24 protein-coding genes and 2 tRNA genes are annotated in these 25,299 nt (G+C 69.5%); 12 read left to right on the forward strand and 14 right to left on the reverse strand.

Annotation, left to right across the window (positions count from 1 at the left end):
* The first annotated feature begins 4 nt into the window (after window positions 1-4).
* From recJ to ACE3UA_RS03485, 8 genes are all read left to right on the forward strand, one after another.
* Window positions 5-1,744 (forward strand): single-stranded-DNA-specific exonuclease RecJ, encoded by a 1,740-nt coding sequence (gene recJ / locus ACE3UA_RS03450; protein ID WP_374642541.1) that lies wholly within the window; start codon window positions 5-7, stop codon window positions 1,742-1,744.
* A gap of 61 nt (window positions 1,745-1,805) precedes the next feature.
* Window positions 1,806-1,880 (forward strand) — tRNA-Glu (locus ACE3UA_RS03455).
* Between the two features lie 168 nt (window positions 1,881-2,048).
* A complete protein-coding gene (locus tag ACE3UA_RS03460; protein ID WP_374642817.1) occupies window positions 2,049-2,798 on the forward strand; it encodes a lytic transglycosylase domain-containing protein in 750 nt (249 codons plus the stop codon).
* A gap of 42 nt (window positions 2,799-2,840) precedes the next feature.
* Window positions 2,841-2,915, forward strand: a tRNA-Glu gene (locus tag ACE3UA_RS03465).
* Between the two features lie 87 nt (window positions 2,916-3,002).
* The gene (locus ACE3UA_RS03470) at window positions 3,003-4,217 is read left to right on the forward strand and encodes an ABC transporter substrate-binding protein (RefSeq protein WP_374642543.1); all 1,215 of its coding nucleotides are present in this window, start codon (window positions 3,003-3,005) and stop codon (window positions 4,215-4,217) included.
* Between the two features lie 3 nt (window positions 4,218-4,220).
* A complete protein-coding gene (locus ACE3UA_RS03475) occupies window positions 4,221-5,078 on the forward strand; it encodes an ABC transporter permease (protein ID WP_374642545.1) in 858 nt (285 codons plus the stop codon).
* Window positions 5,068-5,862 (forward strand): ABC transporter permease, encoded by a 795-nt coding sequence (locus ACE3UA_RS03480; protein ID WP_374642547.1) that lies wholly within the window; start codon window positions 5,068-5,070, stop codon window positions 5,860-5,862. The genes ACE3UA_RS03475 and ACE3UA_RS03480 overlap by 11 nt, the downstream gene beginning before the upstream one ends.
* The gene (locus tag ACE3UA_RS03485; protein ID WP_374642549.1) at window positions 5,859-6,890 is read left to right on the forward strand and encodes an ABC transporter ATP-binding protein; all 1,032 of its coding nucleotides are present in this window, start codon (window positions 5,859-5,861) and stop codon (window positions 6,888-6,890) included. The genes ACE3UA_RS03480 and ACE3UA_RS03485 overlap by 4 nt, the downstream gene beginning before the upstream one ends.
* Here ACE3UA_RS03485 and ACE3UA_RS03490 read toward each other — a convergent pair.
* The 3 genes from ACE3UA_RS03490 to ACE3UA_RS03500 form a co-directional block, all read right to left on the reverse strand.
* Window positions 6,887-7,879: a diguanylate cyclase gene (locus ACE3UA_RS03490; RefSeq protein WP_374642551.1), complete on the reverse strand. Its 993-nt coding sequence runs from the start codon at window positions 7,877-7,879 to the stop codon at window positions 6,887-6,889. The genes ACE3UA_RS03485 and ACE3UA_RS03490 overlap by 4 nt on opposite strands.
* Before the next feature lies 1 nt (window position 7,880).
* The gene (locus tag ACE3UA_RS03495) at window positions 7,881-8,444 is read right to left on the reverse strand and encodes a heme NO-binding domain-containing protein (protein ID WP_374642553.1); all 564 of its coding nucleotides are present in this window, start codon (window positions 8,442-8,444) and stop codon (window positions 7,881-7,883) included.
* A gap of 77 nt (window positions 8,445-8,521) precedes the next feature.
* Window positions 8,522-10,249, reverse strand: coding sequence for a DUF4153 domain-containing protein (locus ACE3UA_RS03500; RefSeq protein ID WP_374642555.1), 1,728 nt, complete (start codon window positions 10,247-10,249; stop codon window positions 8,522-8,524).
* A 126-nt stretch (window positions 10,250-10,375) separates the two neighbouring features.
* Here ACE3UA_RS03500 and ACE3UA_RS03505 point away from each other — a divergent pair, with 126 nt between their 5' ends.
* Window positions 10,376-10,819, forward strand: coding sequence for an N-acetyltransferase family protein (locus ACE3UA_RS03505; RefSeq protein ID WP_374642557.1), 444 nt, complete (start codon window positions 10,376-10,378; stop codon window positions 10,817-10,819).
* Window positions 10,820-10,829: 10 nt separating this feature from the next.
* Here the strand turns inward: ACE3UA_RS03505 and ACE3UA_RS03510 are convergent, their stop codons facing one another.
* Both ACE3UA_RS03510 and ACE3UA_RS03515 read right to left on the reverse strand, forming a co-directional pair.
* Window positions 10,830-11,723, reverse strand: coding sequence for a DMT family transporter (locus ACE3UA_RS03510; RefSeq protein ID WP_374642559.1), 894 nt, complete (start codon window positions 11,721-11,723; stop codon window positions 10,830-10,832).
* Window positions 11,724-11,862: 139 nt separating this feature from the next.
* On the reverse strand, window positions 11,863-12,468 hold the full coding sequence (locus ACE3UA_RS03515; RefSeq protein ID WP_374642561.1) for a LysE/ArgO family amino acid transporter: 606 nt from the start codon (window positions 12,466-12,468) through the stop codon (window positions 11,863-11,865).
* A gap of 86 nt (window positions 12,469-12,554) precedes the next feature.
* Between ACE3UA_RS03515 and ACE3UA_RS03520 the strand changes: the two genes are divergently transcribed.
* Window positions 12,555-13,433 (forward strand): LysR family transcriptional regulator ArgP, encoded by an 879-nt coding sequence (locus ACE3UA_RS03520; RefSeq protein WP_374642563.1) that lies wholly within the window; start codon window positions 12,555-12,557, stop codon window positions 13,431-13,433.
* A 50-nt stretch (window positions 13,434-13,483) separates the two neighbouring features.
* On the opposite strand, the gene ACE3UA_RS03525 is transcribed toward ACE3UA_RS03520, so the two are convergent.
* The 5 genes from ACE3UA_RS03525 to ACE3UA_RS03545 form a co-directional block, all read right to left on the reverse strand.
* Entirely contained in the window at window positions 13,484-13,690 is a 207-nt protein-coding gene (locus tag ACE3UA_RS03525) for a cold-shock protein (RefSeq protein ID WP_197647075.1), read from the reverse strand.
* A 258-nt stretch (window positions 13,691-13,948) separates the two neighbouring features.
* Entirely contained in the window at window positions 13,949-14,689 is a 741-nt protein-coding gene (locus tag ACE3UA_RS03530) for a YebC/PmpR family DNA-binding transcriptional regulator (protein WP_374642566.1), read from the reverse strand.
* 69 nt (window positions 14,690-14,758) lie between these two features.
* On the reverse strand, window positions 14,759-15,112 hold the full coding sequence (locus tag ACE3UA_RS03535) for a hypothetical protein (RefSeq protein WP_374642568.1): 354 nt from the start codon (window positions 15,110-15,112) through the stop codon (window positions 14,759-14,761).
* A 12-nt stretch (window positions 15,113-15,124) separates the two neighbouring features.
* The gene (locus ACE3UA_RS03540; RefSeq protein ID WP_374642570.1) at window positions 15,125-16,903 is read right to left on the reverse strand and encodes an SLC13 family permease; all 1,779 of its coding nucleotides are present in this window, start codon (window positions 16,901-16,903) and stop codon (window positions 15,125-15,127) included.
* Window positions 16,904-16,922: 19 nt separating this feature from the next.
* Window positions 16,923-17,735, reverse strand: a complete 813-nt coding sequence (locus ACE3UA_RS03545; RefSeq protein ID WP_374642575.1) for a TIGR00282 family metallophosphoesterase — start codon at window positions 17,733-17,735, stop codon at window positions 16,923-16,925.
* A gap of 363 nt (window positions 17,736-18,098) precedes the next feature.
* On the opposite strand from ACE3UA_RS03545, the gene ACE3UA_RS03550 reads away from it, so the two are divergent.
* Complete coding sequence (locus ACE3UA_RS03550) at window positions 18,099-20,486, forward strand: ligase-associated DNA damage response DEXH box helicase (protein ID WP_374642577.1); 2,388 nt, start codon at window positions 18,099-18,101, stop codon at window positions 20,484-20,486.
* Between the two features lie 77 nt (window positions 20,487-20,563).
* Window positions 20,564-21,211: a ligase-associated DNA damage response endonuclease PdeM gene (gene pdeM, locus ACE3UA_RS03555; RefSeq protein WP_374642579.1), complete on the forward strand. Its 648-nt coding sequence runs from the start codon at window positions 20,564-20,566 to the stop codon at window positions 21,209-21,211.
* A 35-nt stretch (window positions 21,212-21,246) separates the two neighbouring features.
* Here the strand turns inward: pdeM and folD are convergent, their stop codons facing one another.
* From folD to ACE3UA_RS03575, 4 genes are all read right to left on the reverse strand, one after another.
* Complete coding sequence (gene folD, locus ACE3UA_RS03560; protein WP_374642581.1) at window positions 21,247-22,137, reverse strand: bifunctional methylenetetrahydrofolate dehydrogenase/methenyltetrahydrofolate cyclohydrolase FolD; 891 nt, start codon at window positions 22,135-22,137, stop codon at window positions 21,247-21,249.
* Between the two features lie 14 nt (window positions 22,138-22,151).
* On the reverse strand, window positions 22,152-23,030 hold the full coding sequence (locus ACE3UA_RS03565; RefSeq protein WP_374642583.1) for a bifunctional 5,10-methylenetetrahydrofolate dehydrogenase/5,10-methenyltetrahydrofolate cyclohydrolase: 879 nt from the start codon (window positions 23,028-23,030) through the stop codon (window positions 22,152-22,154).
* A 7-nt stretch (window positions 23,031-23,037) separates the two neighbouring features.
* A complete protein-coding gene (locus ACE3UA_RS03570; protein ID WP_374642585.1) occupies window positions 23,038-23,349 on the reverse strand; it encodes a chorismate mutase in 312 nt (103 codons plus the stop codon).
* A 62-nt stretch (window positions 23,350-23,411) separates the two neighbouring features.
* On the reverse strand, window positions 23,412-25,088 hold the full coding sequence (locus ACE3UA_RS03575) for a formate--tetrahydrofolate ligase (RefSeq protein WP_374642587.1): 1,677 nt from the start codon (window positions 25,086-25,088) through the stop codon (window positions 23,412-23,414).
* Window positions 25,089-25,299: the final 211 nt, after the last annotated feature.

Below are 25,299 nucleotides of genomic sequence, written 5' to 3' on the forward strand. Positions count from 1 at the left end.
CCGCATGACCGCCTTTCTCTCCGTCGAGACCTCCCTCACCGGCCGCCGCTGGGTCGGCCCCGACCCCGCCGCCGACCGCCTGGCCGAGGGGATGGCGCAAGCGACCCGCCTGCCGCTGCCGCTCTGCCGGATCCTCGCCTGCCGCGGCATCCTCCCCGAGGCCGCGCCCGCCTTTCTCGCCCCGGCGCTCCGCGACCTCCTGCCCGACCCCCTCACCCTGAAGGACATGGCCCCGGCCGCCGACCGCCTCCTCCGCGCCGTCGCCCGCCGCGACCGCGTCGCCGTCTTCGCGGATTACGACGTCGACGGCGGCGCCTCGGCCGCCCTCCTCCTGACCTGGCTGCGCGCCTTCGGGATCGCCGCCACCCTCTACATCCCCGACCGCATCGACGAGGGCTACGGCCCGAACGTCCCCGCGATGGCCCGCCTCGCCGCCGATCACGACCTGATCCTCTGCGTCGACTGCGGCACCCTCAGCCACGAGCCGATCGCGGCCGCGAAGGCGGCGGACGTGGTCATCCTCGACCACCACCTCGCGCTGGAAACCCTGCCCGCCGCGCTGGCCGTCGTGAACCCGAACCGCCAGGACGAGGATGGCAGCCTCGCCCATCTCTGCGCCGCCGGGGTGGTCTTCCTCCTCCTGGTCGAGGCCAACCGGCGGCTCAGGCAGCAGGGCCAGCAAGGCCCCGACCTCATGGCGCTCCTCGACCTCGTGGCGCTGGCCACCGTCGCCGATGTCGCGCCCCTGACCGGGGTCAACCGCGCCTTCGTCCGCCAGGGCCTCAAGGTCATGGCCCGCCGCGACCGCCCCGGCCTGCGTGCGCTCGCCGATGTCGCCCGCATGGACCAGGCCCCCACCGCCCATGCCCTGGGCTTCCTGCTCGGTCCCCGGGTCAATGCGGGCGGGCGCATCGGCCAGGCCGATCTTGGCGCGCGCCTTCTCGCCACCGACGACGCGATGGAGGCCGCGCGCCTCGCCGCGCATCTCGACCAGCTGAACACCGACCGCCGCAGCATCACCGAGGCCGTGCGCGAGGAAGCCCTGGCCCAGGCCGAGGCGCGGGGCCTTGCGGGCCCCCTGGTCTGGGCCGCGGCCGAGGGCTGGCATCCCGGCGTCGTCGGCATCGTCGCCGCCCGCCTGAAGGAGGCGACGAACCGCCCCGCCGTGGTGATCGGCTTCGAGGGCGATGCGGGCAAGGGCTCCGCCCGCTCGATTCCCGGCGTCGATCTTGGCGCGGCGATCCAGCGCCTCGCGGCCGAGGGGCTGATCCAGAAGGGCGGCGGGCACCGGATGGCCGCGGGGCTTTCCCTCGGCCGGTCGCAACTGGAGCCCGCGATGGAGCGGCTGGCCGAGCTTCTGGCGCGCCAGGGCGCGGGCGCGGCCGGGCCGCAGGACCTGCGGATCGACAGCCTGCTGACCCCGACCGCCGCCACGGTCGCGCTGCTGGAGGAGATCGAGAACGCCGGCCCCTTCGGCGCCTCGGCCCCCGCCCCGCGCTTCGCCTTCGCCAATGTCGCGGTCAACACCCGCCGGGTGGGCGAAAGCCACCTGAAGCTCGGCCTTTCGGACGGCGCGGGCCCCACGCTGGACGCGATCGCCTTCGGGGCCTTCGACGGGCCGCTCGGCGCCGCGCTGGAGAACGCGGGCCACCGGCGCTTTCATCTGGCGGGCAAGCTGGAGCTGAACCACTGGAACGGCCGCAGCCGCGTGCAGTTGCGGCTGGACGATGCGGCCCCGGCGTAGGGCGCATTTTTCCTCTTGCAGAAGCCTTGCGCAGATTCTAGACACCGCGCACCGACAGCGTGGCCCGTTCGTCTATCGGTTAGGACACCAGGTTTTCAACCTGGGAAGAGGGGTTCGACTCCCCTACGGGCTGCCACTTCACCCTGCCGCTTCACCAAGATGTCAGACGCCAGCACCGATCCCGGCAGGGGGCGGCTTGATTATGGCTGCCTTCTCAATATGCTGCGTCAAATCTCTCCTGCGGGTGCCTGACGTGATCCTTCTCCGCCGCCTTTCCGCCGCCGCCCTTTTCCTTGCCCTGCCGATGGCTTCCCATGCCGCCGGCTGCAGCGATACCGGCGGCAAGTATGAATCCTGGAAGGCCGAGATGGCCGCCGAGGCCCAGGCCGAGGGCGTCGGCAAGCGCGGGATCGAGGCGCTGATGGCGACCTCCTATTCCAAGGCCACCATCGGGGCGGACCGGAATCAGAAAAGCTTCAAATACAGCCTGGAGAAGTTCCTGCAGGTGCGCGGGGCCGACACGATCGTCAGCCAGGGCCGCGGCCGCAAGGCGAAGAATCCCGATTTCTACGCCAGCCTCGAGGCCGCCTATGGCGTGCCCGCCGGGGTGCTGATCGCGATCCACGGGATGGAGACCGGATTCGGCGGCTTCATGGGCGACACCAATGTCGTCTCGGCCATCGCGACGCTGACCTACGACTGCCGCCGCTCGGACTTCTTCCGCCCGCATCTGATCGGGGCGCTGAAGATGGTCGACGCGGGCATGATCTCGCCCGGGACGGTGGGGGCCAAGCATGGCGAGCTGGGCCATACCCAGTTCCTGCCCGGCAACGCCTATGCCTATGGCGTGGACGGCAATGGCGACGGGCAGATCGACCTTTACAACCAGGCCGACGCGCTGGCCACGACCGCCAACTACCTGCGCAAGAAGGGCTGGAAGCCCGGCAAGGGCTATCAGGAGGGCGAGCCGAACTTTGCCGTGATCAAGGAATGGAACGCGGCCAAGGTCTATCAGCAGGCCATCGCGATCATGGCGGCAAAGATCGACCGCTGACCCCTTGCGCCCAGCGTCGCGGCCCTGTAGACGGCTGCAAGTGGCCCGTTCGTCTATCGGTTAGGACACCAGGTTTTCAACCTGGGAAGAGGGGTTCGACTCCCCTACGGGCTGCCACTTCCGTTACATCCGGCAAACACGCATTTGACTGGCTTTGGCCGGACGGATCGGCTTCATGGGAAAGTCCCTGCAACCGGAGCCATCATGTTGCGATCCCTTGCCGCCCTTCTCCTGCTCTCCACCGCCGCCCTGGCCGATACCGCCGATGGCGAGGCGCTGAAGGCGATGGGCTGGGACCAGATCGTCCGGCAGGCGCGCGGCGGCACGGTCAACTGGTTCATGTGGGGCGGCGCGGACAACATCAACGCCTATGCCAGCGACTACATCGGCGCGGCGCTGCAGCGGGACTACGACATCACGCTGAACCGGGTGCCGATCACCGACGCGGCCGAGATCGTGAACCTGATCCTGTCCGAGAAGGAGGCCGGCGTGACCGACAATGGCACGGTCGACCTGATCTGGATCAACGGCGAGAATTTCCGCTCGATGAAACAGGCGGGTCTGGCCTTCTGCGGCCATACCGCGCTGCTGCCGAACGACAGGCTGGTCGACTGGGACAACCCGGCCATCGCCAACGACTTCGGCGTCCCGGTCGCGGGCTGCGAGGTGCCCTGGAACACGGTGCAATTCGCCTTTGCCCATGACAGCGCCGTGCTGGCCGAACCGCCGCGCGACATGGCCGGGCTGATCGCCTGGATCAAGGCCAACCCCGGCCGCTTCACCTATCCCGCGCCGCCGGATTTCACCGGCTCGGCCTTCGTGCGGCATGTGTTCATCCATGCCGCCGGCGGGCCCGAAGGGCTTCTCGGCCCCTTCGACCAGGCGAGGTTCGACGCCGTCGCCGGCAAGACCTGGGCGATCCTGAACGGGCTGGAGCCCTTCCTCTGGCGCGAGGGCGCGACCTATCCCACCACCGTCACCCAGTTGAACGAGCTTTTCGCCAATGGCGAGGTTGCCTTCACCTTCAACTACGACCCGGCGCAGTTCGGCCTTGCCGTCGACGCCGGCACCTACCCGGCGACAACCCGCTCCTTCGGCCTGACTGATGGCACCATCGGCAACACCAACTACACGCTGATCCCGTTCAACTCGCCCAACAAGGCGGCGGCGATGGTGGTGCAGAACCTGCTCCTGTCCGGCGAGGCGCAGCTGGAGAAGGCAAGGACCGAGGTCTGGGGCGCCGCCCCCGCCATCGAGATTTCCCGCACCCCGCCCGGCATCCAGGCCGGATTCGCCGCGATCAAGACGCATCCCTCGGTGATCCCGGCCGCCGAACTGGCGAAATCCGCCCTTCCCGAACTGCAGGCCGGCTGGCTGACCGCGATCGAGGCGGGCTGGGCCGTGAACGTGGGCAACTAGGCGATGCGCACGCGGACCCGCCTCCTCCTCCTGCTCGGCCCGGCGGTGGCGCTGGTGGGGGGGCTGGTCCTTGGCGCGCTGGGGCTGGCGCTCCTGCGCTCGCTCCGGCTGCTGCCACTGGCGGAACCGGGCCTCTCCGCCTATGCCTCGGTGCTGGCCTCGCCGGGGGTGCTGGCCTCGCTGGCCCTGTCCTTCTGGATCGCCACGGTCTCGACCCTGGTCGCCGCCGCTCTGGCGCTGGCGGCGGCGATGCTCTTGCGGCAGGCCTTTCCCGGCCGCAGGCTGGTGGCGGTGCTGGTGCAGTTGAACCTGACCATCCCGCATGTCGTGGGGGCCATCGGCATCCTCTACCTCATCTCGCAATCCGGCAGCTTCGCCCGCCTCGCCCATGCCGCGGGCCTGATCGCCGCGCCGGGCGAGTTTCCGGCGCTGACCCATGATCCCCGGGCCATCGGCATCATCCTGACCTATGTCTGGAAGGAGGTGCCCTTCATCACCCTGATCCTGCTGGCCAGGCTGCAGACCCTTGGCCCGGACCTCGAGGCCGCGGCGCGAAGCCTGGGCGCGACGCGCTGGCAGGCCTTCCGCTTCGTCCTCCTGCCGCAGCTGCTGCCCGCGCTCACGGCCGGGGCGGCGCTGGTCTTCGCCTTCGCCTTCGGGGCCTATGAGGTGCCGCTGGTCCTTGGCGCCCATGCCCCCGAGGCGCTGCCGCTCCGCGCCTGGCGCAGCTTCACCGATGTCGACCTCGCCGCCCGGCCCGAGGCCTTTGCCATCTCGATCCTGATCGCGGCGCTTGGCGCGGGGCTGCTGGCGATTTGTGCCCGGCTGATCCTGCCAAGGCGGGGCCGCGATGCGGGCTGAGAGGCTGCGGCTTCTGGCGGGGCTGGTCCTCGCGCTGGCGCTGGTCCTGCCCCTGCTGCCGCTGGCGCTCTGGTCCCTCGCGCATGGCTGGCGCTTTCCCGACCTGCTGCCGCAGGAGTGGTCGCTCCGGGCCTGGGGCGTCGCAGCCTCGGCGGGGGTGCCGGGCAGCCTCGGCCTGACCCTCGCCATCGCGGCCGCGACCACGGCGCTCGCGGCGCTGGTCGGCCTGCCGGCAGGGCGGGCGCTGGGGCTGCATGACTTTCCCGGCAAGCGGGCGGTGCTGCTCCTCCTCCTCGTTCCCGCCGTCCTGCCGGGGATCGCGCTGGTCCTCGGCCTGCACGACCTGTTCCTGCGGCTGGGGCTGACCGGCAGCATCCATGGCGTGGTTCTTGCCCATCTGGTCCCGGTCCTGCCCTATATGGTGCTGGTGATGGCCTCGGTCTTCGCGGGCTTCGACACCAGGATCGAGGCGCAGGCCCGCAGCCTGGGCGCGGGGCCGGTCCGCTGCTTCCTGCATGTCACGCTTCCGGCCGTGCTGCCGGGCCTTATGACCGGCGCGCTTTTCGCCTTCCTCGTCTCCTGGTCGCAATACCTCTTGACGCTGGCGATCGGCGGCGGGCGGGTGCAGACCCTGCCCCTGGTGCTTTACGCCTATGTCGCGGCCGGGCGGAACGACGTGGCCGGGGCCATCGCGGTGCTTTACGCCCTGCCGGGGATGCTTCTCCTCCTTTGCCTCATCGGCCGGATCGCCGGGCGCGCCCCCGGCCGGGTGCCCCGGCCATGACGCTGGAGCTGCGCAGCCTGCGGAAAGCCTGGCCCGGCGCGGGCCAGCCCACGATTCCCGGCCTGGACCTTGCCGTCGCGGCAGGCAGCCTCACCGCGCTCCTCGGCCCCTCGGGCAGCGGCAAGACGACGGTGATGAGGCTGATCGCCGGCCATCTGGCCCCCGATTCGGGTGAGGTCATCCTCAACGGCCGCTCCCTGACCGACCTCCCGCCCGAGCGGCGCGGGGTGGCGATGGTGTTCCAGGATCCGCTGCTCTTTCCGCATCTGACCCTTGCGGGCAACGTCGGCTTCGGCCTGAAGATGCGCGGCGAGCCCGCCGCCCGGATAAGGGCCGAGGTCGCCGCGATGCTGGAGCGGGTCCAACTGGCGGGCCTTGGCGCGCGGCGGCCGGACCAGCTTTCGGGCGGCCAGCAACAGCGGGCGGCGCTGGCGCGGGCGCTGGTCCTGCGGCCCGACCTTCTGCTGCTGGACGAGCCGCTGGCCAACCTCGACGCGGGCCTGCGCGACGAGATGCGCGCGCTGATCCGCGACCTGCAGCGCGACACCGGGGTAACGACGCTGATGGTCACGCATGACCAGTCCGAGGCCGTGGTGATGGCCGACCGGATCGCGCTCCTGCTCGACGGGCAACTGGCGCAGGCGGCCACCCCGGCCGAGATCCTGCGCCGGCCGGAAACCGAGGCCGTGGCGCGCTTCTTCGGCGGGGTGAACTTCCTGGACGGCGTGGCAGAGGGCGCAAGCTTCCTCTGGGGCCCCGGCCGCCTGGCGCTGGACCGGCCCGGCCCGCCCGGCCCCGCCCGGCTGACCATCCGCCCCGAGGCGGTGCTGCTGCATTCCGGTCCGGGGTCTCTGGCGGCAAGGGTGCTGGGCGTCACGCTTCTGGGCACGCAAAGCCGGGTCGAGCTGATCCTGGCCGGGGAACGCCTGACCGCCCTTCTGCAACCCGCCGCCGCCGAGGCCCTGCGCCCCGGCGACACCGTCGCCGTCACCCTGCCGCCCGCCGCCCTCTGGCGGCTGCCCGGCTAGTCCGCCGCCGAGCGCAGCCGGATCGACCGTCCCCGCCCCGCCCGCTTGGCCGCGTAAAGCGCACGGTCGGCCAGCGCCATCAGGCGCACGGGGTCGGGCAGCGCCACATCGGGCGAGCGGACGATGCCGATGCTGGCCGAGATCCGCGCCACCTTGCCGGCGACGGGGATCGGCTCGCTGATGCGCTGGATGATCCGGTCGGCAATGCCCTGCAGCACCCGCAGCTCGATGCGGTTGACGACAAGGACCAGAAACTCGTCCCCGCCGATCCGCGCCACGCAATCCTCGACGCGCAATTCCTCGCGCAGGATGCGGCCGACCACCTCCAGCACATGATCGCCCGCGGCATGGCCCAGGGTGTCGTTGACCGACTTGAAATAGTCCAGGTCCAGATGCAGAAGGCCGAAGGGCATCCGGGCGGCGCACAGCCGCGCCAGCACCAGGTCGGCGGCCCGGCGGTTGCGCAGCCCGGTCAGGGGATCGGTCAGCGCCTCCTCCTCGGCGGCCAGGCGGGCCCCTTCCAGCCGCAGGTTCAGCCCACGCAACTCGCGCGTGACGGCGGCATTGGCCTCGGCCAGATAGAGCAGTTCCATCGCAAGGTCGGTGGCGACGAAATCGGCGTCCGTCAGCCCCAGCTCGCGCACCGCCGCGATCAGGTCGATCCCGAAACTCAGGTTCATCAGCATCCTGCCGTCCGGCAGGCGCTCTCCCATCCCGCGCAGCCCGGCCCGCACCCCGTTGCGCGCCACCAGGCGAAAGCGGTGGCCGGCGCGGGCCAGGACCTGATCGGCGGTGACCGCTCCGCCGGGCGAGCGGACCTCGAACAGATCCTCGAACCGGGCGCCGGCCAGGCCCGGCCCCTGCAGCATCCGCCGCAGCGTCGGCCCGGCCCCCAGCACCCGCCCCTCGCGGTCGAGGAGAAGATGCATCGGCATGAAGCGCGCCAGCATCGCCTGCTCCGCCATCGGCCCGTCGGGATCCCGCTCCACCCTACCCCTCCGGCAGGGCGAGGTCGAAGGGCCGCGCGGCGGCATGGGCGCGGTCGAGGATGCGGATGGCGATGCGGCCCTCGCCCTCGGCCTCGATCAGGCAGAGCGTGCCGAAATCATCCGCCATCGCGGTCAGCATCCCCACCAGCACCCGGATCGTGCCGCGCAAGCCCGCCCCGCACTCCAGCACGAAGCGGTCGGGCGCGATCTCGGTCAGGCGGATCTCCGGCAGGTCGAGGTCAGGCAGGGCCAGCCGCGCCCGGCCCGGCAGCTCCTCCAGCGAATGCAGAAAGTCGGCATAGCCGATGCCGCCAAAGCGCAACAGGCGGCGCACGCCCTCGTGGCCGGGGCTGGTGACCAGATAGGTGCCCAGATCCTCCCATATGGTCTCGACCGGACGGCCGAGGACGGCCGCGGCCTGGGCCGCGACCTGATCGGCCAGGCCCGGCGCATAGCGCAACATGGGCTCGAACGTCTCGACCGGCACGTCGGCGCGGCGGCAGATCGTCTGCCAGACCGGAACGCCGAACGTGCCGCGGACATAGCCCTGCAGGAACCGCAGCATCAGCGCATCCATGAACGTCCCTTCGTCACCTTTCGCGCCCAGACTAGCCGGCAGGTGTTAACAAACTGCCCTCCGTCTCAGGGCAGGATCAGCACCCCCGTCGCGCCGGTGCCCAACTGGTTGATCTCGGCCGGGGTCAGCGCCAGCGGCGCCGCCTGCGCCGCGCGCAATAGCTCCGCCGCCGCCTCGCCCGGCAGATAGCCCTGATCCGGCCGCGCCACCGGACGCTCGGTCAGATAGCCGTCCGCATTCGGGTATAGGCCGATGGCCTCGGCCGCGCCGGAGCTGCGTTCCAGCACCAGGATCGCCTCCTCGCCGGGGATCGCCGGCAGAAGATCGGCCACCACCATGACGCAGGCGGGCTGCCCGGTCTCAAGCTTGCGGGCGCAGACCCCGGCCCAGTCGCGCAGCCGGTAGGGCTCGGCCGCGGCAAGGATCATGTCGCGCGTGCCGGTGGCGGTCGGCGGCTGCAGCGGCAGGATCGCGGTCAGCCCGGCCAGCGCCTCGGCGCGTTCCGTGCCCAGGGGATCGTCGTCGCCGCGCAGCCGCGCCGCCAGCGCCTCGTTCCCCGGCTCGGCCGCCAGTTTCTCCAGCCGCGCCAGCGCCGCAGCACCCGGCCTGCCCCAGCGGCGGAATGCCCAGAGGTCCAGATCCGCCACCCCGGTCCGGCCCGCAAGGAACCGTTCCACCTGGCTCCGCGCCGCGATCGCCTCGGCGTTGAACAGAGGCGTCAGCCACAAAGCCGCGGCCGCGATCACCGCCAGCGCCATCCCGACGTTGCCGCGCCGGATGCGCGCCATCCAGCCCGCCCCGCGCAGGACCGCGATCGCATAGGTCAGCCCGTAGCCCAGCCCGATCAGCGCCCCCAGCGCCAGGAACAGCCGTTCGGGCGTCCAGCCATATTGCCCGACCCGCAGCCACAGCGCCCAGAGCGCCAGCCCCGCGACCAGCGGCAGGACCAGCGCCATGCCCAGCGCCGCCCAGCGGATCGCCCGGCCCTGCGCCGCCTCGGCATCGCTGCGGTCCACCGCCACCGCCACCAGCGCCACCCCGGCCGCGACCATGGACAAAAGCAGCCCCGCCCGCGACAGCCCCAGCACCAGCCGCTCGAACCCGCGCAGCGACAGGGCAAGAAGGAACACCAGCATCACCGCCAGCACCACCGGCAACAAGAGCCGCAACAGCCGCAGCACCAGTTGCGGCGCGATCGGTCCCGCCAGTTCCCAGACCACGGCCATGCCAAGGCCCAGCGTCGCCCCGACCAGCGTCCGGACCGCCAGCCGGCTTTCCAGCAGCTGCGACAAGAGGCCGATCCCGACGATGCGCAGCACCTGGTCCGACAGCAGGACCAGGATCCAGACCAGCAGCGTGAAGGCCAGCGCGGCGGCAAGGCGGATGACGATGGACCAGGCTTCCTCGAACAGCGCGGGATAGTCGCGCCAGCCCGGACGGGCGGCCGCGATCAGGAAGGGCACCGGAAGGCTGGCGACGGTCAGCGCCGCCAGAAGATGCATCGGGACCGCAAAGACCTCCTCGGCCGAGGCGAAGCGCAAGGCGACCAGCCCGACCAGGCCGCCCGTCAGCACCCCCGGCCCCAGGGCGCGGGCGGCCGCGCGCGCCAGGCCCATCGGGCCCGCCATGGCCAGCGCCGCAAGGACGAAGCTCGCCACCGCCGCATGCAGCGCCAGGGCCAGCCGGTCGTCCAGGATCCCGCGCGGGACGGCCTCGCCCAATGCCCAGATCAGCGCGCCACCCAGCGCCCCCAGAAGCGCAAGGCTCCACCGTGCCTGCAAGGCCGCTCCCATTCCGTCCCCTTTTCCGCCGCAGCTTTTCCACGCCGCCGCCGGCCCGCCATAGTCAGGATTTCCGGACGCTTGCCAAGCCCGTTGCCCTGCCCCATCCTGCGGCGCAGCCTGAAAGGACCGCGCCCCATGCCCCTCACGATCCGCCCCCTCCGCCCCGATGACGAGGCCGACTGGCGCCGCCTCTGGACCGGCTATCTCGACTTCTACCAGACCTCGGTCCCCGAGGCGGTCTATGCCTCGACCTTCGCCCGGCTCCTTGGCGACGACCCGCAGGATTTCTCGGCCCTGATCGCCGAGGTGGATGGCCGCCCGATGGGCCTCGCGCATTACCTGTTCCACCGGCATTGCTGGCGGATCGAGAACGTCTGCTATCTGCAGGACCTCTTCGTCGCCCCCGAGGCCCGCGGCACCGGCCTTGGCCGCGCCCTGATCGAGGCGGTCTATGCCCGCGCCGATGCCGCCGGGGCGCCCGGCGTCTACTGGCTGACGCAGGACTTCAACACCGAGGCGCGGCAGCTTTACGACCGGATCGCCAGGGTCTCGCCCTTCATCCGCTACAACCGGGCCTGAGCGCGCGGGGTCAGGGTTCGGGCTGCGGCGGGATCCGGCCCCGGCGCGCCTCGGCCCAGGTGTTCAGGCTCACCGCGCCCACGATCAGCGCGCCGCCCAGGATCACGAAACCGTCCACCGCCTCGCCGAAGACCAGCGCGCCCAGGGCCGTCGCCCAGAGGATCTGCAGGAAGGTGACCGGCTGCGTCACCGCCAGCGGCGCCGCCCGGAAGGCCCGCGTCATCGTGTAATGCCCCAGCGTCGCCAGCCCGGCCACCACCGCCAGCCAGGCCAGCTGCACCCCGCTCACCGGCTGCCAGACCCAGATCGCCACCGGCGCCAGCCCCAGCGAGACCGTCACCGACAGCACCGCCACCACCACCGAGGGCGGGGCCATCCCGCTCAGCCGCTTGGCGAAGATATAGCTCACCGCAAAGCAGACCGTCGCCGCCAGCTGCGACAGATGCCCGTCCGAGATCTCGCGCAGCCCCGGCCGCAGCACGACCAGCGCCCCCGCCAGCGCCACCAGGACCGAGACGACGCGCCCCTTCCCCAGCCCCTCGCCCAGCAGAAGCCCCGCGATCACCAGCACGATCACCGGGTTCAGGAAACCGATCGCCGCCATCTCGGCCACCGGCACCCGCGCCATGGCCCAGAACCAGAAGATCACCGCCGCGACATGCAGCGCGCCACGCCACAGGAACAGCCGCCAGATCCCCTCGGGCAGCCGCACCCCGCGCATCGTCCACAGCGCCGGGGCCAGGAAGACCAGGCCAAAGCCGAAGCGGATGAAGGCCGACTGCGCCGCCGGCAGCTCGGTCCCCAGGTGCCGGACGATCCCGTTCACGCCGACAAAGGCAAGCGTGGTGGCCAGCATCCACAGAACCCCCTCGACGGGGCGGCCAAGATCGGTCAGCGCGCGCATGGCGGCACAGAACCCCAAGCCGCGCGCAATGGCAACGCCCTTTGGCGGAAGTCCCCGCAGCGTGACCCGATCGCCATCCCCCGCCGTAGGGTGCGCTACAGCGCACCGCGGCGGCCGACCATCCTCCGGCGCAAACGGATCACCCGCCAAGCGCCAGCCCCGCCGCGATCGCCCACATCACCAGCCCCACGCCCAGCTCCAGCCAGACCCAGGCCACCGGGCGCGCGAAGACCGGCGCCAGAAGCCGCGCGCCAAAGCCCAGCGCGGTGAAGAAACTCAGGCTGGCACAGGCCGCCGCCACGCCGAACACCGCCTGATGCGGCGCATGTTGCGCCGAGATCGAGCCGATCAGCACCACCGTATCCAGATAGACATGCGGATTGGCCCAGGTCAGCACCAGGCAGGTCGCCAACACCTTTCCCAGCGGGGCCGCCCCCGTCGCCGCGGGCCGCAACGCCTCGCCCCCCTGCGACGCCGCCCGAAAGCGCAAGGCCCCATAGACCAGCAGGAACCCCACCCCCAGCCAGCGCATCGCCGCGCCGAACCACGGCAGCCGCGCCGAAAGCGTGCCGAACCCCGCCACGCCGGCCGCGATCAGCACCGCATCCGACAAGGCGCAGACCGCCACCACCGCCGCCACATGTTCGCGCCGCAGCCCCTGCCGCAGGACAAAGGCATTCTGCGCCCCGATCGCCAGGATCAGGCTCAGCGCCACCAGATAACCGTTCACCGCCGCCTCGATCATTCCCGCCCTCCGCTTGCGGCTTGACCGATAGGACGGGGCCCGGCATCAATCCAGTTAATCCTTCTGTCGCCGATGAAGCATCGCTTATGCTCGATCCCGCCCAGCTCGCCGCCCTCACCGCCGTCCACCGCCGCGGCGCCTTTGACCTTGCGGCGGCCGAACTGCACGTCACCCCCTCCGCCATCTCGCAGCGCATCAAGGCGCTGGAGGAGGCGACCGGCACCCTCCTGATCCGCCGCGGCCAACCCTGCGAGGCCACCGCGACCGGCCTGCGCCTGATCCGCCACCATGACGAGATCGCGCTGCTCGAACGCAGCCTCGCGCTTGACCTCGGCCTCGCCCCCGGCCCCGCGACGCTCAGGATCGCCGTCAACGCCGACAGCCTCGCGACCTGGATCCTCCCGGCCCTGGCCGCAACCCGGGGCTTCCTCTTCGACCTCGTGATCGACGACCAGGACCACAGCCAGGACTGGCTCCGGCGCGGCGAGGTCCTGGCCGCCATCACCGCCCACAACGGCCCGCTGCAAGGCTGCGACACGCTCCCGCTCGGCGCCCTGCGCTACCGCGCCACCGCCGCGCCCGCCTACCTCGACCGCTGGTTTCCGCAGGGCGTCACCGCCGAGGCCCTCGCCCGCGCGCCCGCGCTCACCTTCTCCGACAAGGACCGGCTGCAAGCCCGCTGGGCCGCGCAATACCTGCGACCGGGACGCGAGGCGCTGCCGACGCACCGCATGGCCTCGTCCCAGGCCTTCGTCGACGCCTGCCTCGCGGGCCTCGGCTGGGGCATGAACCCCGAGCCCCTGGTCGCCCCCCACCTCGCAAAGGGCAGCCTGGTCGAGCTTCTGCCCGACACCCCCCTCGACGTCGCGCTCTACTGGCAGTTCACCCGCCTCGCCGCCGCCCCGCTCCGCCCGCTGACCGAGGCCCTGCGCCGGGCTGCCGCGGCAATGCTGGTGCAGAAATGAAAACGGGGGCGGCTTTCGCCACCCCCGTTCCCGGTTCCCGAAGGAAAAGCTTACGCCAGCGCCAGGTTCACGGCCGATTCCCGGCCGTTGCGGTCCTGCTCGACGTCATAGGTCACGGCCTGCCCATCGGGCAGCGAGCGGATGCCCGCGCGCTCCAGCGCGGTGATGTGGACGAACACGTCCTTCGACCCGCCCTGCGGCGCGATGAAGCCGAAACCCTTGGTTGCGTTGAACCATTTCACGGTGCCATTGGCCATCGTGAGATCTCCTGTCAAAATTGCCACCCGCAGGTTGCGGTGGCCCGGCCCAAGTGTCGTCACGATCGAAGCTGAAGGCCGAAGCAGACAGAAGACGAAGGAAAGGAAACTCTGCCCCCCGCACATGCGCCTTCCGGCGGCACATTGCAAGGGGCGGCCCGGATCAAGCTGCGCCGGGACCCCGGTGCAGCGGCCCCGACGCCGCAGTCCCGGCCCCCGGATCGCAACCGGCGTAGGGTGCGCTACAGCGCACCTTCCTCAAAGCTGCGCGGCCACATCCTCGGGGACGTCGAAGTTGTGCGTCACGGTCTGCACATCGTCGTCCTCTTCCAACAGGTCGATCAGCCGCATCAGCTTCTGCGCGGTCTCCAGGTCGACCTCGGTCCGGGTCTGCGGCTTCCAGACCAGCTTGGACTCGGTCGATTCCCCCAGCGCCTTCTCCAGCGCGTCCGAGACTTCGGACAGGTTCTCCACCTGGCAATAGATCCAGTGGCCGTCCTCGTCCGATTCCACGTCCTCCGCGCCCGCATCCAGCGCCGCCATCATCACGTCATCCGCCGAACCCACGTCCGCCGGATAGGTGATCTCCCCCACCCGGTCGAAGCTGTGCGCGACCGAGCCGGTGGTCCCGAGGTTCCCGCCGCATTTGGTGAAGTAGCTGCGCACGTTCGAGGCGGTGCGGTTCAGGTTGTCGGTCATCGCCTCGACGATGATCGCGATCCCGTTCACGCCATAGCCCTCATAGCGGATCTCGGTGTAATCCGCCCCGTCGCCCATCTGGCTTTTCTTGATCGCCCGGTCGATCACGTCCTTCGGCATCGACACGGCCTTCGCCGCCTTGATCGCCAGCCGCAGGCGCGGGTTCATGTCGGGGTCGGGCATCCCCATCTTGGCCGCGACGGTGATTTCCTTCGACAGCTTGGAAAACGCCTTCGAGCGCAGCTTGTCCTGCTTGCCCTTGCGATGCTGGATGTTCGCCCATTTCGAATGGCCTGCCATGGCCGTCCCCTCGGTCCCAATTCGGTGATGCTGCCCTCTACACCCGCGAATGCGGCAAGGGCAAGCGCCTCAGTCGCGCTCGGGCTCCCGCCGCGGGGGCGAGGCGAAGACATGCGCCCGTCCCGCCGCATCGGTGATCACCACCCGCGCCATCGGCGCCAGCGCGCCCTCGCCCGCCAACGCCTGGACGACCTGCCGCAGCGGATTCGGATTCTCCATCACCTCGACGGCATAGGAAAAGCCCGGCCCGCAATCCTCGAACCGGCCCGCCCCGCCCGCGGCGGCCCAATCCGCCCGGCAGGCGGTCCCGTCCGACAGCACCAGCACCAGCTCCCGGTCCGACAGCCGCGCCTCCTGCGGCGCCGGCGCGAGCGGCAGGGCCACGCAGCCCCCCAGCAGCAGAACCCCCGGCATCCAGCGCATCGGCACCTCCCCTTACAGCGGCCAGATCAGCGGGATCAGCGCGCAACTGACCAGCATCACGATGATGTTCAGCGGAATCCCGACCCGGGCAAAGTCCGAGAAGCGATAGCCCCCCGGCCCGTAGACCATCATGTTCGTCTGATACCCCACCGGGGTCGCAAAAGCCAAGGTCGCCGAGAACATCACCGCCACCACGAAGGGCCGCGGGTCATGGCCCAGCCGTTCGGCCAGCTGGATCGCGACCGGGGTATAGATCACCGCCACCGCATTGTTCGACAGGAACTCGGTCAGCACCAGCCCGATGAAATAGACCGACAGGATCAGCACGAAGGGGCCCAGCCCCTCCAGCCAGGGCGCCACGCCGTCCACGATCATCCCCACCGCGCCCGACTGGTCCAGCCCCTCGCCCACCGCCAGCATGGCGAAGATCATCGCCAGAAGCCGGCCGTCCACGAAGCTGAACGCCTCGTCGCTGTCCACGCAATGCGTCACCAGGATCACCGCCACCGCGATCAGCGCCAGGGGCAGGATCGGCGCCAGGTCCAGCGCCGAGACCACCACGATCAGCGCCAGCGCCGCCAGCGCGATCGGGGCCTTCCGGCGCCGGAACGGCATGGCGCGCGGGCGGCTGACGTCCACCAGCTCCATGTCCGCCGCGATCCGCTGGATATCCTCGACGCTGCCCTCCAGCAGCAGCGTATCGCCCACCCGCACGATCAGGTCGTCCAGCTGCCGCCCGATGTTCTGGTTGCGCCGGTGCACCGCCAGCACATAGACGCCATAGCGCCGCCGCAGCCGCAGGTCGCCCAGCCGCTGCCCCTCCATCCGGCAGCCGGGGCCGATCAGCACCTCGACCGTCTCGGTCTTGACCGACGAGAGCTTGTCGACCAGCCGCACATCCTTGCGGCCCTGCAGGCCCAGAAGCTCGGTCATCTCGGTGCGCAGCACCACCCGGTCGCCCGCCTCCAGCACCACCGGCTGCAGGTCGCGCCGCAGGCTCGCATCGCCGCGCAAGACGTCGATCACCCGCACGCCCTCGCGCTTGAAGATGTCCACCGCCATCACCTGCTGGCCGATCAGCGGGCTGTCCTCGGGCACCGCGACCTCGGTGAAGAACTTCATCTTCCGCCGGTCGTTCAGCAGCACCCCCATCGACTGCCGCACCGGCAGCAGCCGGTTGCCGAACAGCGCCAGGAACAGCCCCCCCGCCAGCGTCACCGCGATCCCCAGCGGCGCGATCTCGAACAGGCTGAAATGCTCCAGCCCCTGCTTCACCGCCACCCCGTCCACCAGAAGGTTGGTCGAGGTGCCGATCAGCGTGATCATCCCCCCCAGCACCGTCATGTAACTCAGCGGGATCAGCAGCTTGGAGGGCGAAGTCCCGATCTTCACCGCCAGCTGGATCACCACCGGGATCATCACCGCGACCAGCGGCGTGTTGTTCATGAAGGCCGATGCCAGCGCGATCGCGCCGATCAGCACAACCACCGTCGTCTTCGGCCGGTCCCCCGCATGCCGCCCCAGCGCGCTGATCACCGCCTCGACCGCGCCGGTCCGGACCAGCCCGCCCATCACCAGGAACATCAGCGCGATGGTCCAGGGGGCGGGGTTGGACAGGACCCCGGTCGCCTCCTTCACCGGCAGGATGCCCAGCACCAGCATCAGCGCCGCGCCACCGATGGCCGTGACCTCGACCGGCGTGCGCTCCAGCACGAAAAGCAGGAACATCATCGCCAGGATCGCCATCGCGACCCAGGGCGCCGCTTCCGCGGGAACCGAAAGGCCGAACATCAGACCGCCCGCCGCAGGCTCATGGGGTCGCCTCCTGCAAACGCCCGCCGACCCGGATCATCCGCACCTTCTGCGCCAGCCCGGTCCTGTCGTCGGTCTCGACAAAGACCCCCGACAGCGTCGCCTCGCCGTTCGCCGGCTCGAACCGCCCCTTCGCCATCCCGGTCAGGAAGCGGCGCAAGGGCTCCAGCTTCTCCATCCCGATCACGCTGTCATAATCGCCGCACATGCCCGCGTCGGACTGATAGGCCGTCCCCTTGCCCAGGATCATCGTGTCACTGGTCGGGACATGGGTATGCGTTCCGACGACCAGCGACGCCATCCCGTCGCACCAATGCCCCATCCCCATCTTCTCGCTGGTCGCCTCGGCATGGAAATCGACCACCGCCGCCTGCACCACGCCGCCCAAGGTATGCGCCTTCAGCACCTGCTCCAAGGCGCTGAACGGGTCGTCGAAGGGCCGCTTCATGAACACCTGGCCCAGCGCCTGGGCCACCAGGACCTTGCGCCCCTGCGTCGCCTCGAACACCCGGAACCCCCTGCCCGGCGCGACCTTGGAGAAGTTCAGCGGCCGCACGATCCGCGGTTCCTGCTCGATGAAGCTCAGCATGTCCTTCTGGTCGAAGGCATGGTCGCCCAGCGTCAGGCAATCCGCCCCCGCCGCCAGCAGCTCCCTGGCATGGTCGCCGGTGATCCCGGCCCCCTGGCTCGCGTTCTCGCCGTTCACCACGACGAAATCCAGCCCCCAGGCCTGCCGGAGCCCCGGCAGCCTCTCGATCACCGCCGCCCGGCCCGAGCGGCCGACGACATCACCCAGAAAAAGCAGTCTCATGCGCTCGGATTAGGCGCGGGGCCGGGTCCGGGCAAGCGAATTGGCGGTCCGGCGGGAAGAAATTTCGCGGAAAAGCCCAAGCTCCCGCTTTTCGCCGCCCGCCTCGGGAAAACCGCCCGCAAAGAAGAATTTTCGCCGAAAATTCTTCGCCGCGCCGCCGCACCCGCCTTCCAGCGCCCAACGCCGATTCGCCCCCATGGTTAACACGGCCCGGCCCAAACCCCCTGCCAGCCCCCTGCCATACGGATGCCAGACAGGCGGCAGACGGATCGCAGCACCAAAATCCGCAACCGGATCAGACGGTTACCACAGCGCGCGCCGCGCCCCGTTCCCGACCCCCGACCGCCGCATTATCTCTTGCCCATGACGACACTCCCGCCCGCCCTCTCCGACTGGTTCGCCGCAAAAGGCTGGACGCTCCACCCGCACCAGCAGGCGATGCTGGCGCGCAGCGGCGATCCCGCCACCCTCCTCATCGCGCCGACCGGCGGCGGCAAGACCCTTGCCGGTTTCCTGCCCACGCTCGCCGAACTCGGCCCGAATCCGCCCCCCGGCCTCCACACCCTCTACGTCTCCCCCTTGAAGGCGCTTACCGCCGACATCCGCCGCAACCTTGGCCGCCCCATCGAAGGCGCGGGCCTGAAGATCCGGGTCGAGGACCGCACCGGCGACACCTCCTACAGCCAGCGCCGCCGCCAGCGCGCCGACCCGCCGCATATCCTGCTGACCACGCCGGAAAGCCTCGCCCTCCTCCTCTCCTACGAGGACGCACCCCGCATCTTCGCGGGATTACAAAGGGTTATCATCGACGAACTCCACGCCCTGGCCGAGAGCAAACGTGGCGACCAGCTCGTCCTCCAGATCGCCCGCCTGCAAAGCCTGAACCCGGCCCTCCGCCGCATCGGCCTTTCCGCCACCGTGGAAAACCCGCCCGCCCTCGCCCGCTTCCTCAGCCCCCGGACGACGATCCTCGAAGCCGACCCCGGCCCCGACCCCGACATTTCCATGCTGGAAACCGAGACCCCGCCCCCCTGGTCCGGCGGCGGCGGTCGCTACGCCATCCCCGCCATCCTGAACGAGATCACCCGCCACAGGACCACGCTGATCTTCCACAACACCCGCGCGCAGGCAGAGCTTTTCTTTCACGACCTCTGGCTACAGAACACGCAGGACCTGCCCATCGGCATCCACCACGGCTCGCTTTCCCGCGAGCAAAGGGAACGCGTCGAACAGGCGATGACCACCGGCGCCCTGCGCGCCGTCGTCTGCACCGGCTCGCTCGACCTTGGCATCGACTGGGGCGACGTGGACCTGGTGATCCAGGTCGGCGCGCCGAAGAACGTGAAACGCCTGGTGCAAAGGATCGGCCGTGCCAACCACCGCTACAACGCCCCTTCCAAGGCCCTCCTCGTCCCGGCGAACCGCTTCGAGGTGGTGGAATGCCAGGCCGCCCTCGACGCCGTCCGCGACCATGACCTGGACGGCGAACCCCGCGGCCCCGGCCCGCGCGACGTCCTCTGCCAGCACATCCTCGCCACGGCCTGCGCCGGGCCGTTCGATGCCGGGGACCTCTATGCCGAGGTCCTCACCGCCGGTCCCTATGCCCTTCTGACCAAACAGGAATTCGACGCCTGCCTCGATTTCGCCGCCACCGGCGGCTATGCGCTGAAAGCCTATGACCGCTGGCAGAGATTGAAGTTAACGAATGGTAAATGGCACCTTCGCGACCCCCGCGCCGCGGCGCTGATCCGCCAGAACCTCGGCACGATCATCGACATCGAGACCCTGAAAGTCCGCCTCCGCAACCACGGCGCGCCCCTGGGCGAGGTCGAGGAAAGCTTCGCCGCCTCCCTCACCCCCGGCGATACCTTCCTGATCGGCGGCCAGGTCGTCCGCTACGAAAGCTTGCGCGAAATGACGGTCGAGGTCTCGAAGACCCCCGGCCGCGAGCCGAAGATCGCCGTCTTCTCCGGCACCAAATTCGCCACCTCCACCCTCCTCGCCGACCGGATTCTCCAGATCTTCCAACAGGAAAGCTGGCCCGGCCTCCCCGCCCACACCGCCGCCTGGCTAAGCCTCCAGCGCGAGGTCTCGCGCCTCCCCGACCCCCGCTCCCTCCTCCTCGAAAGCTTCCCCCATGACGGCCGCGAGCATCTGGTGATCTACGGCTTCGCCGGCCGGAACGCCCAGCAGACCCTCGGCCTTCTGGTCACGAAACAGATGGAATCCCAGGGCCTTGCCCCCCTCGGCTTCGTCGCCACCGACTATGCCACGCTGATCTGGGGCCTCGAGCCCGTCACCGATCCCGGCCCCCTCTTCGACCTCGAAACCCTGCGCGAGGGTCTCGACGCCTGGCTCGCCGGCAATGCGGTGATGAAACGCACCTTCCGCGACACCGCGATCATCGCCGGCCTGATCGAACGCAGCCACCAGGGCCGCCGCAAGACCGGGCGGCAGGCGACCTTCTCCTCCGACATCCTCTACGACACGCTGCGCCGCTACGACCCCGACCACCTCCTCCTGCGGATCACCCGCGAGGAAGCCCTGCGCGGCCTGATCGACTTCTCCCGCATCGAACAACTCCTCGCCCGCATCGGCGACAACATCACCCTGATCCGCCTTCCCCGCGTCACCCCCCTCGCCGCGCCGCTGTTCTTCGAACCCAGCCGCATCCCCGTCGAAGGCGCCGGCCGCGACCGCCTCGCCGCGTCACAGGCGCAGGCCCTGATGGAAGCCGCAGGCCTCGCATAGCCTTTCATACTGGCGCAAATATCCCCGCCGGAGGCTCCAGCCTTGCCACCGGCGCAATGCCGGGGCATTCCTCCGCCATGCACCACAAGCTTTTCTTCCACGGCCAGACGCTGCACCTGCTGCCTTTCGGCGGCCTCTACTGGCCCGCCCGCAAGACCCTGACGGTCTCCGACCTGCATCTCGGCAAATCCGATCGCCTTGCCCGAAGGGGCGGATCGCTGCTGCCGCCCTACGAGACGCAGGCCACGCTGGAGAAACTCGACCGCGACCTCGAGGCGACCGGCGCCGAGACCGTCATCTGCCTCGGCGACAGCTTCGACGACCTCGCCGCCGCCGACGGGATCGAGGAAGCCTCGCGCCTCTGGCTCATCCGGCTCATGGCGGGAAAGGACTGGACCTGGATCACCGGCAACCACGACCCCGGCCCGCTCGACCTTGGTGGAACCCACCGGGCCGAGTTGAAACTCCAGCCCTTCACCTTCCGCCATATCGCCGAGCCGCAGGAGAAGGGTGAGATTTCAGGCCATTACCATCCGAAGGCCAGCCTTGCCGGCCAGTCGCGGCCCTGCTTCCTCGCCGATGCCGCCCGGCTGATCCTGCCCGCCTACGGCACCTATACCGGCGGGCTGCGCAGCAAGGACGCCGCCCTCACCGCCCTGATGGCAAAGGATGCGCTGGCCCTCCTCACCGGCCCGCGCGTCCTTGCCATCCCGATGCCGCGCTGACGCCAGTCTAAAAATTTTCTAGAAAATTTTTAGACTTACGCCGTCAGCCCCTCCGGCTCCGCCAGCCCGTTCGCCCGGCAGCAGGCGGTCAGCGTATTCGCCAGCAGACAGGCGATCGTCATCGGCCCGACCCCGCCCGGAACCGGCGTGATCGCCCCGGCCACCGCCGCGGCACTCTCATAGTGGACGTCGCCGACCAGCTTCGCCTTGCCGTCGCGCTCGATCCGGTTGATGCCGACGTCGATCACCGTCGCGCCCGGCTTCACCATGTCGCCGGTGATCATCTCCGGCCGGCCCACGGCAGCGACCAGGATGTCCGCCCCACGACAAACCGCCGCCAGATCCTTGGTCCGGCTGTGCGCAATGGTCACCGTGCAGCTGTCGCCCAGCAGAAGCTGCGCCATCGGCTTGCCGACGATGTTCGACCGGCCCACCACCACCGCATTCAGGCCCGCAAGCTTGCCATGATGGTCGCGCAGCATCATCAGGCAGCCCAGCGGCGTGCAGGGCACCATCGACTTCTGCCCGGTCCCCAGCAGGCCGACGTTCGAAATGTGGAAGCCATCCACATCCTTGGCCGGGGCGATCCGGTTGATCACCAGTTCCGAGTTCAGATGGCCAGGCAGCGGCAATTGCACCAGAATCCCGTGTACCGAGGGATCGGCATTCAGCTGGTCGATCAGCGCCAGCAGCTCGGTCTCGGAGGTGTTCGCATCCAGCCGATGTTCGAAACTCGCCATTCCGACCTCGATGGTCGAGGCATGCTTGTTCTTCACATAGACCTTGGAGGCCGGGTCCTCGCCCACCAGCACCACGGCCAGGCCGGGGGTCAGCCCGTTTTCCTCCTTCAGGCGCGCCACATGCTCTGCCACCTGGGCCCGCACATTCGCCGCGAAAGCCTTGCCGTCGATCACCTTGGCCGTCATCCCGTTCCCTCCGTTCAAACCGCCGCCGCAAAGGCGCTGCGGTAATGGTCCATCTGCATCGCGGTTGCGAGCACTGCGTTCTTCATCAGGATCGAGACCGTCACCGGCCCGACCCCGCCGGGGACCGGAGTGATCCAGCCCGCCACGTCCTTGCAACTGGCGAAGTCCGCGTCGCCCACCGTGCGCCCGTCCACCCGGTTGATCCCGATGTCGATCAGCGCCGCGCCCGGCTTCAGCATCTCGCCCCGCACCAGCCCCGGCTTGCCCACCGCCACGAAGACCGCATCCGCCGCGCGGCTATGCACCGCGACCTGCCGCGTCATGTGGTGGCAGACGGTGACCGTGGCCCCCAGCCCCATCATCAGGAAGGCGATCGGCTTGCCGACGATCTCGGAATGGCCGATCACGCAGACGTCCAGCCCCTCCATCTTCAAGGGCAGGGTCTTCAGGATCTCCACCGCCGCGACCGCCGTGCAGGGGCCAAGCGTCAGATCGTTATAGACGATGTTGCCGATGGAGGAGGGATGCATCCCCTCGACATCCTTCATCGGATGCACCGCCTTCTGCAGCGCCTTGACCGGGATATGCGACGGGAGCGGCCGCTGGATGATGATCCCGTTCACCCGCGGATCGGCGTTCAGCCCGGCCAGCACGCCCTGCAACTGCTCCAGGCTGATCGTCTCGGGATAGTTCCGCGCCTCGAAGCCGACGCCCGCCGCTTCCGCCGATTTCTGCTGGTTGCGGACATAAAGCTCTGCCGCCGCCACGTCGCCGACCGAGATCGACACCAGTTTCGGCGCCCAGCCCAGCGTCGTCAGCCGCGCCGCCTCTGCCCGCGTCTCGTCCCGCATCCGGGCCGCGATGGCCTTGCCGTCGATCAGGGTGGCAGTCATCGGGCCTTCATTCCTTCCGCAAAGAGTCCGGGCCCAGGCGGCTTTCCTCGCGCGCGATGGACCAGTCGATCAGCCGCCGCCAGAGCTTTTCCACCAGATCGGGCGGCAGGCCATGAATTTCGGCATGGGCGCGCACATTCCGCACCACTTCCTCGACGCGCGATCCGATCCGCGCCGGCAGGTCGACCTCGGCCTTGATCTCCGCCGCCCGGTCGATGAACCCCGCCCGCTCGGCGAACAGCCGGACGAGGGTCTCGTCCAGCCGGTCGATCTCGGCCCGGATCTCGGCCATGGTCGTGCAGTCGGCGGGCTTGCGCATCCTCGTCTCCCCTTCTGGCTGCCCCCGAGATACGGGGACAGCCGGGAAAGGGCAATGCGACCTTAGAACAGGCCTTCGACCTGGCCCGCGTCGTTCAGCCGGATCACTTCGGCCGACGGGACCTTGGGCAGGCCCGGCATGGTCATGATCTCGCCGCAGATCACGACGATGAAGCCGGCGCCGGCCGACAGCCGCACTTCGCGGACCGGGATGGTGTGGCCCGTCGGCGCGCCGCGCAGGTTCGGATCGGTCGAGAACGAGTACTGGGTCTTGGCCATGCAGACCGGCAGATGGCCATAGCCCGCCGCCTCCCAGGCCTTCAGCTGGTCGCGGACCGACTTGTCGGCGATCACCTCGTCGGCATGGTAGATGCGCTTGGCGATGGTCTCGACCTTCTGGAACAGGCCCATCTCGTCCGGGTAGAGCGGGGCGAAGTTCGAGGTCCCCGATTCGGCCAGCTTGACCACGGCATGCGCCAGGTCCTCGATCCCGGCCGAGCCCATGGCCCAGTGCTTGCACAGCACCGCTTCCGCGCCCTGTTCGGCGACATAGGCCTTGACGGCGGCCACTTCGGCGTCGGTGTCGCTGTAGAAGTGGTTGATCGCCACGACCACCGGCACGCCGAAGGACTTCACGTTGGCGATGTGGCGGCCGAGGTTCGGGCAGCCCTTCTTCACCGCATCGACGTTTTCCGCCCCGAGGTCGGCCTTGGCGACGCCGCCGTTCATCTTCATCGCGCGCACGGTGGCGACGATCACGGCGGCGGCAGGCTTCAGCCCGGCCTTGCGGCACTTGATGTCGAAGAACTTCTCGGCGCCGAGGTCCGCGCCGAAGCCGGCTTCGGTCACGACATATTCACCCAGCTTCAGCGCGGTCTTGGTCGCGATGACCGAGTTGCAGCCATGGGCGATGTTGGCGAAGGGGCCGCCGTGGACGAAGGCCGGGTTGTTCTCCAGCGTCTGCACCAGGTTCGGCTGCATCGCGTCCTTGAGCAGAACGGTCATCGCGCCGTCGGCCTTGATGTCGCGGCAGTAGACCGGCTTCTTCTCGCGGGTATAGGCGACGACGATGTCGCCCAGCCGCTTCTGCAGGTCTTCCAGATCGTTCGACAGGCAGAGGATCGCCATGACTTCCGAGGCCACGGTGATGTCGAACCCGGTCTGGCGCGGGAAGCCGTTCGAGACGCCGCCGAGGTTGACCACGATGTCGCGCAGCGCGCGGTCATTCATGTCCATGACCCGGCGCCACACCACGCGGCGGGCGTCGATGTTCAGCTCGTTGCCCCAGTAGATATGGTTGTCGATCATCGCCGACAGGAGGTTGTGGGCGCTGGTGATCGCGTGGAAGTCGCCGGTGAAGTGAAGGTTCATCTCCTCCATCGGCACGACCTGGGCCATGCCGCCGCCGGCCGCGCCGCCCTTCATCCCGAAGTTCGGGCCGAGGCTCGCCTCGCGGATGCAGATCACCGCCTTCTTGCCGATCCGGTTCAGCCCGTCGCCCAGGCCGACGGTGGTGGTGGTCTTGCCCTCGCCCGCCGGGGTCGGGTTGATCGCGGTCACCAGGACCAGCTTGCCATCGGGCTTGCCCGCGAGGCTCTTGATGAACTCCTGGCTCACCTTGGCCTTGTCATGACCATAGGGCAGCAGATGCTCCGCCGGGATGCCCAGCTTGGAGCCGATCTCCATGATCGGCTTCTTCTTCGCTTCGCGCGCAATCTCGATGTCGGTCTTGAAGGCCATATGCGTCTCCCAGGGGCTAACTTGTGCCGTTTGCGACGTGATACCGGGCCGAACCCGCTTTCCTGCGGCGGATTCCGACCTTAAATCCGCAAATTTCGCCGCAAGCGGTTTCCTATCGGAAACTCCCGCCCCCACAAGGCCAAAGCGCGCAGTTCTACTAAAATTTGCTTGCTCTTTTGGGAAATACTCCACGGGGGGTCCGGGGGGTGTG

Source organism: Tabrizicola sp., from assembly GCF_041919135.1.
Taxonomy (GTDB): Bacteria; Pseudomonadota; Alphaproteobacteria; order Rhodobacterales; family Rhodobacteraceae; genus Tabrizicola.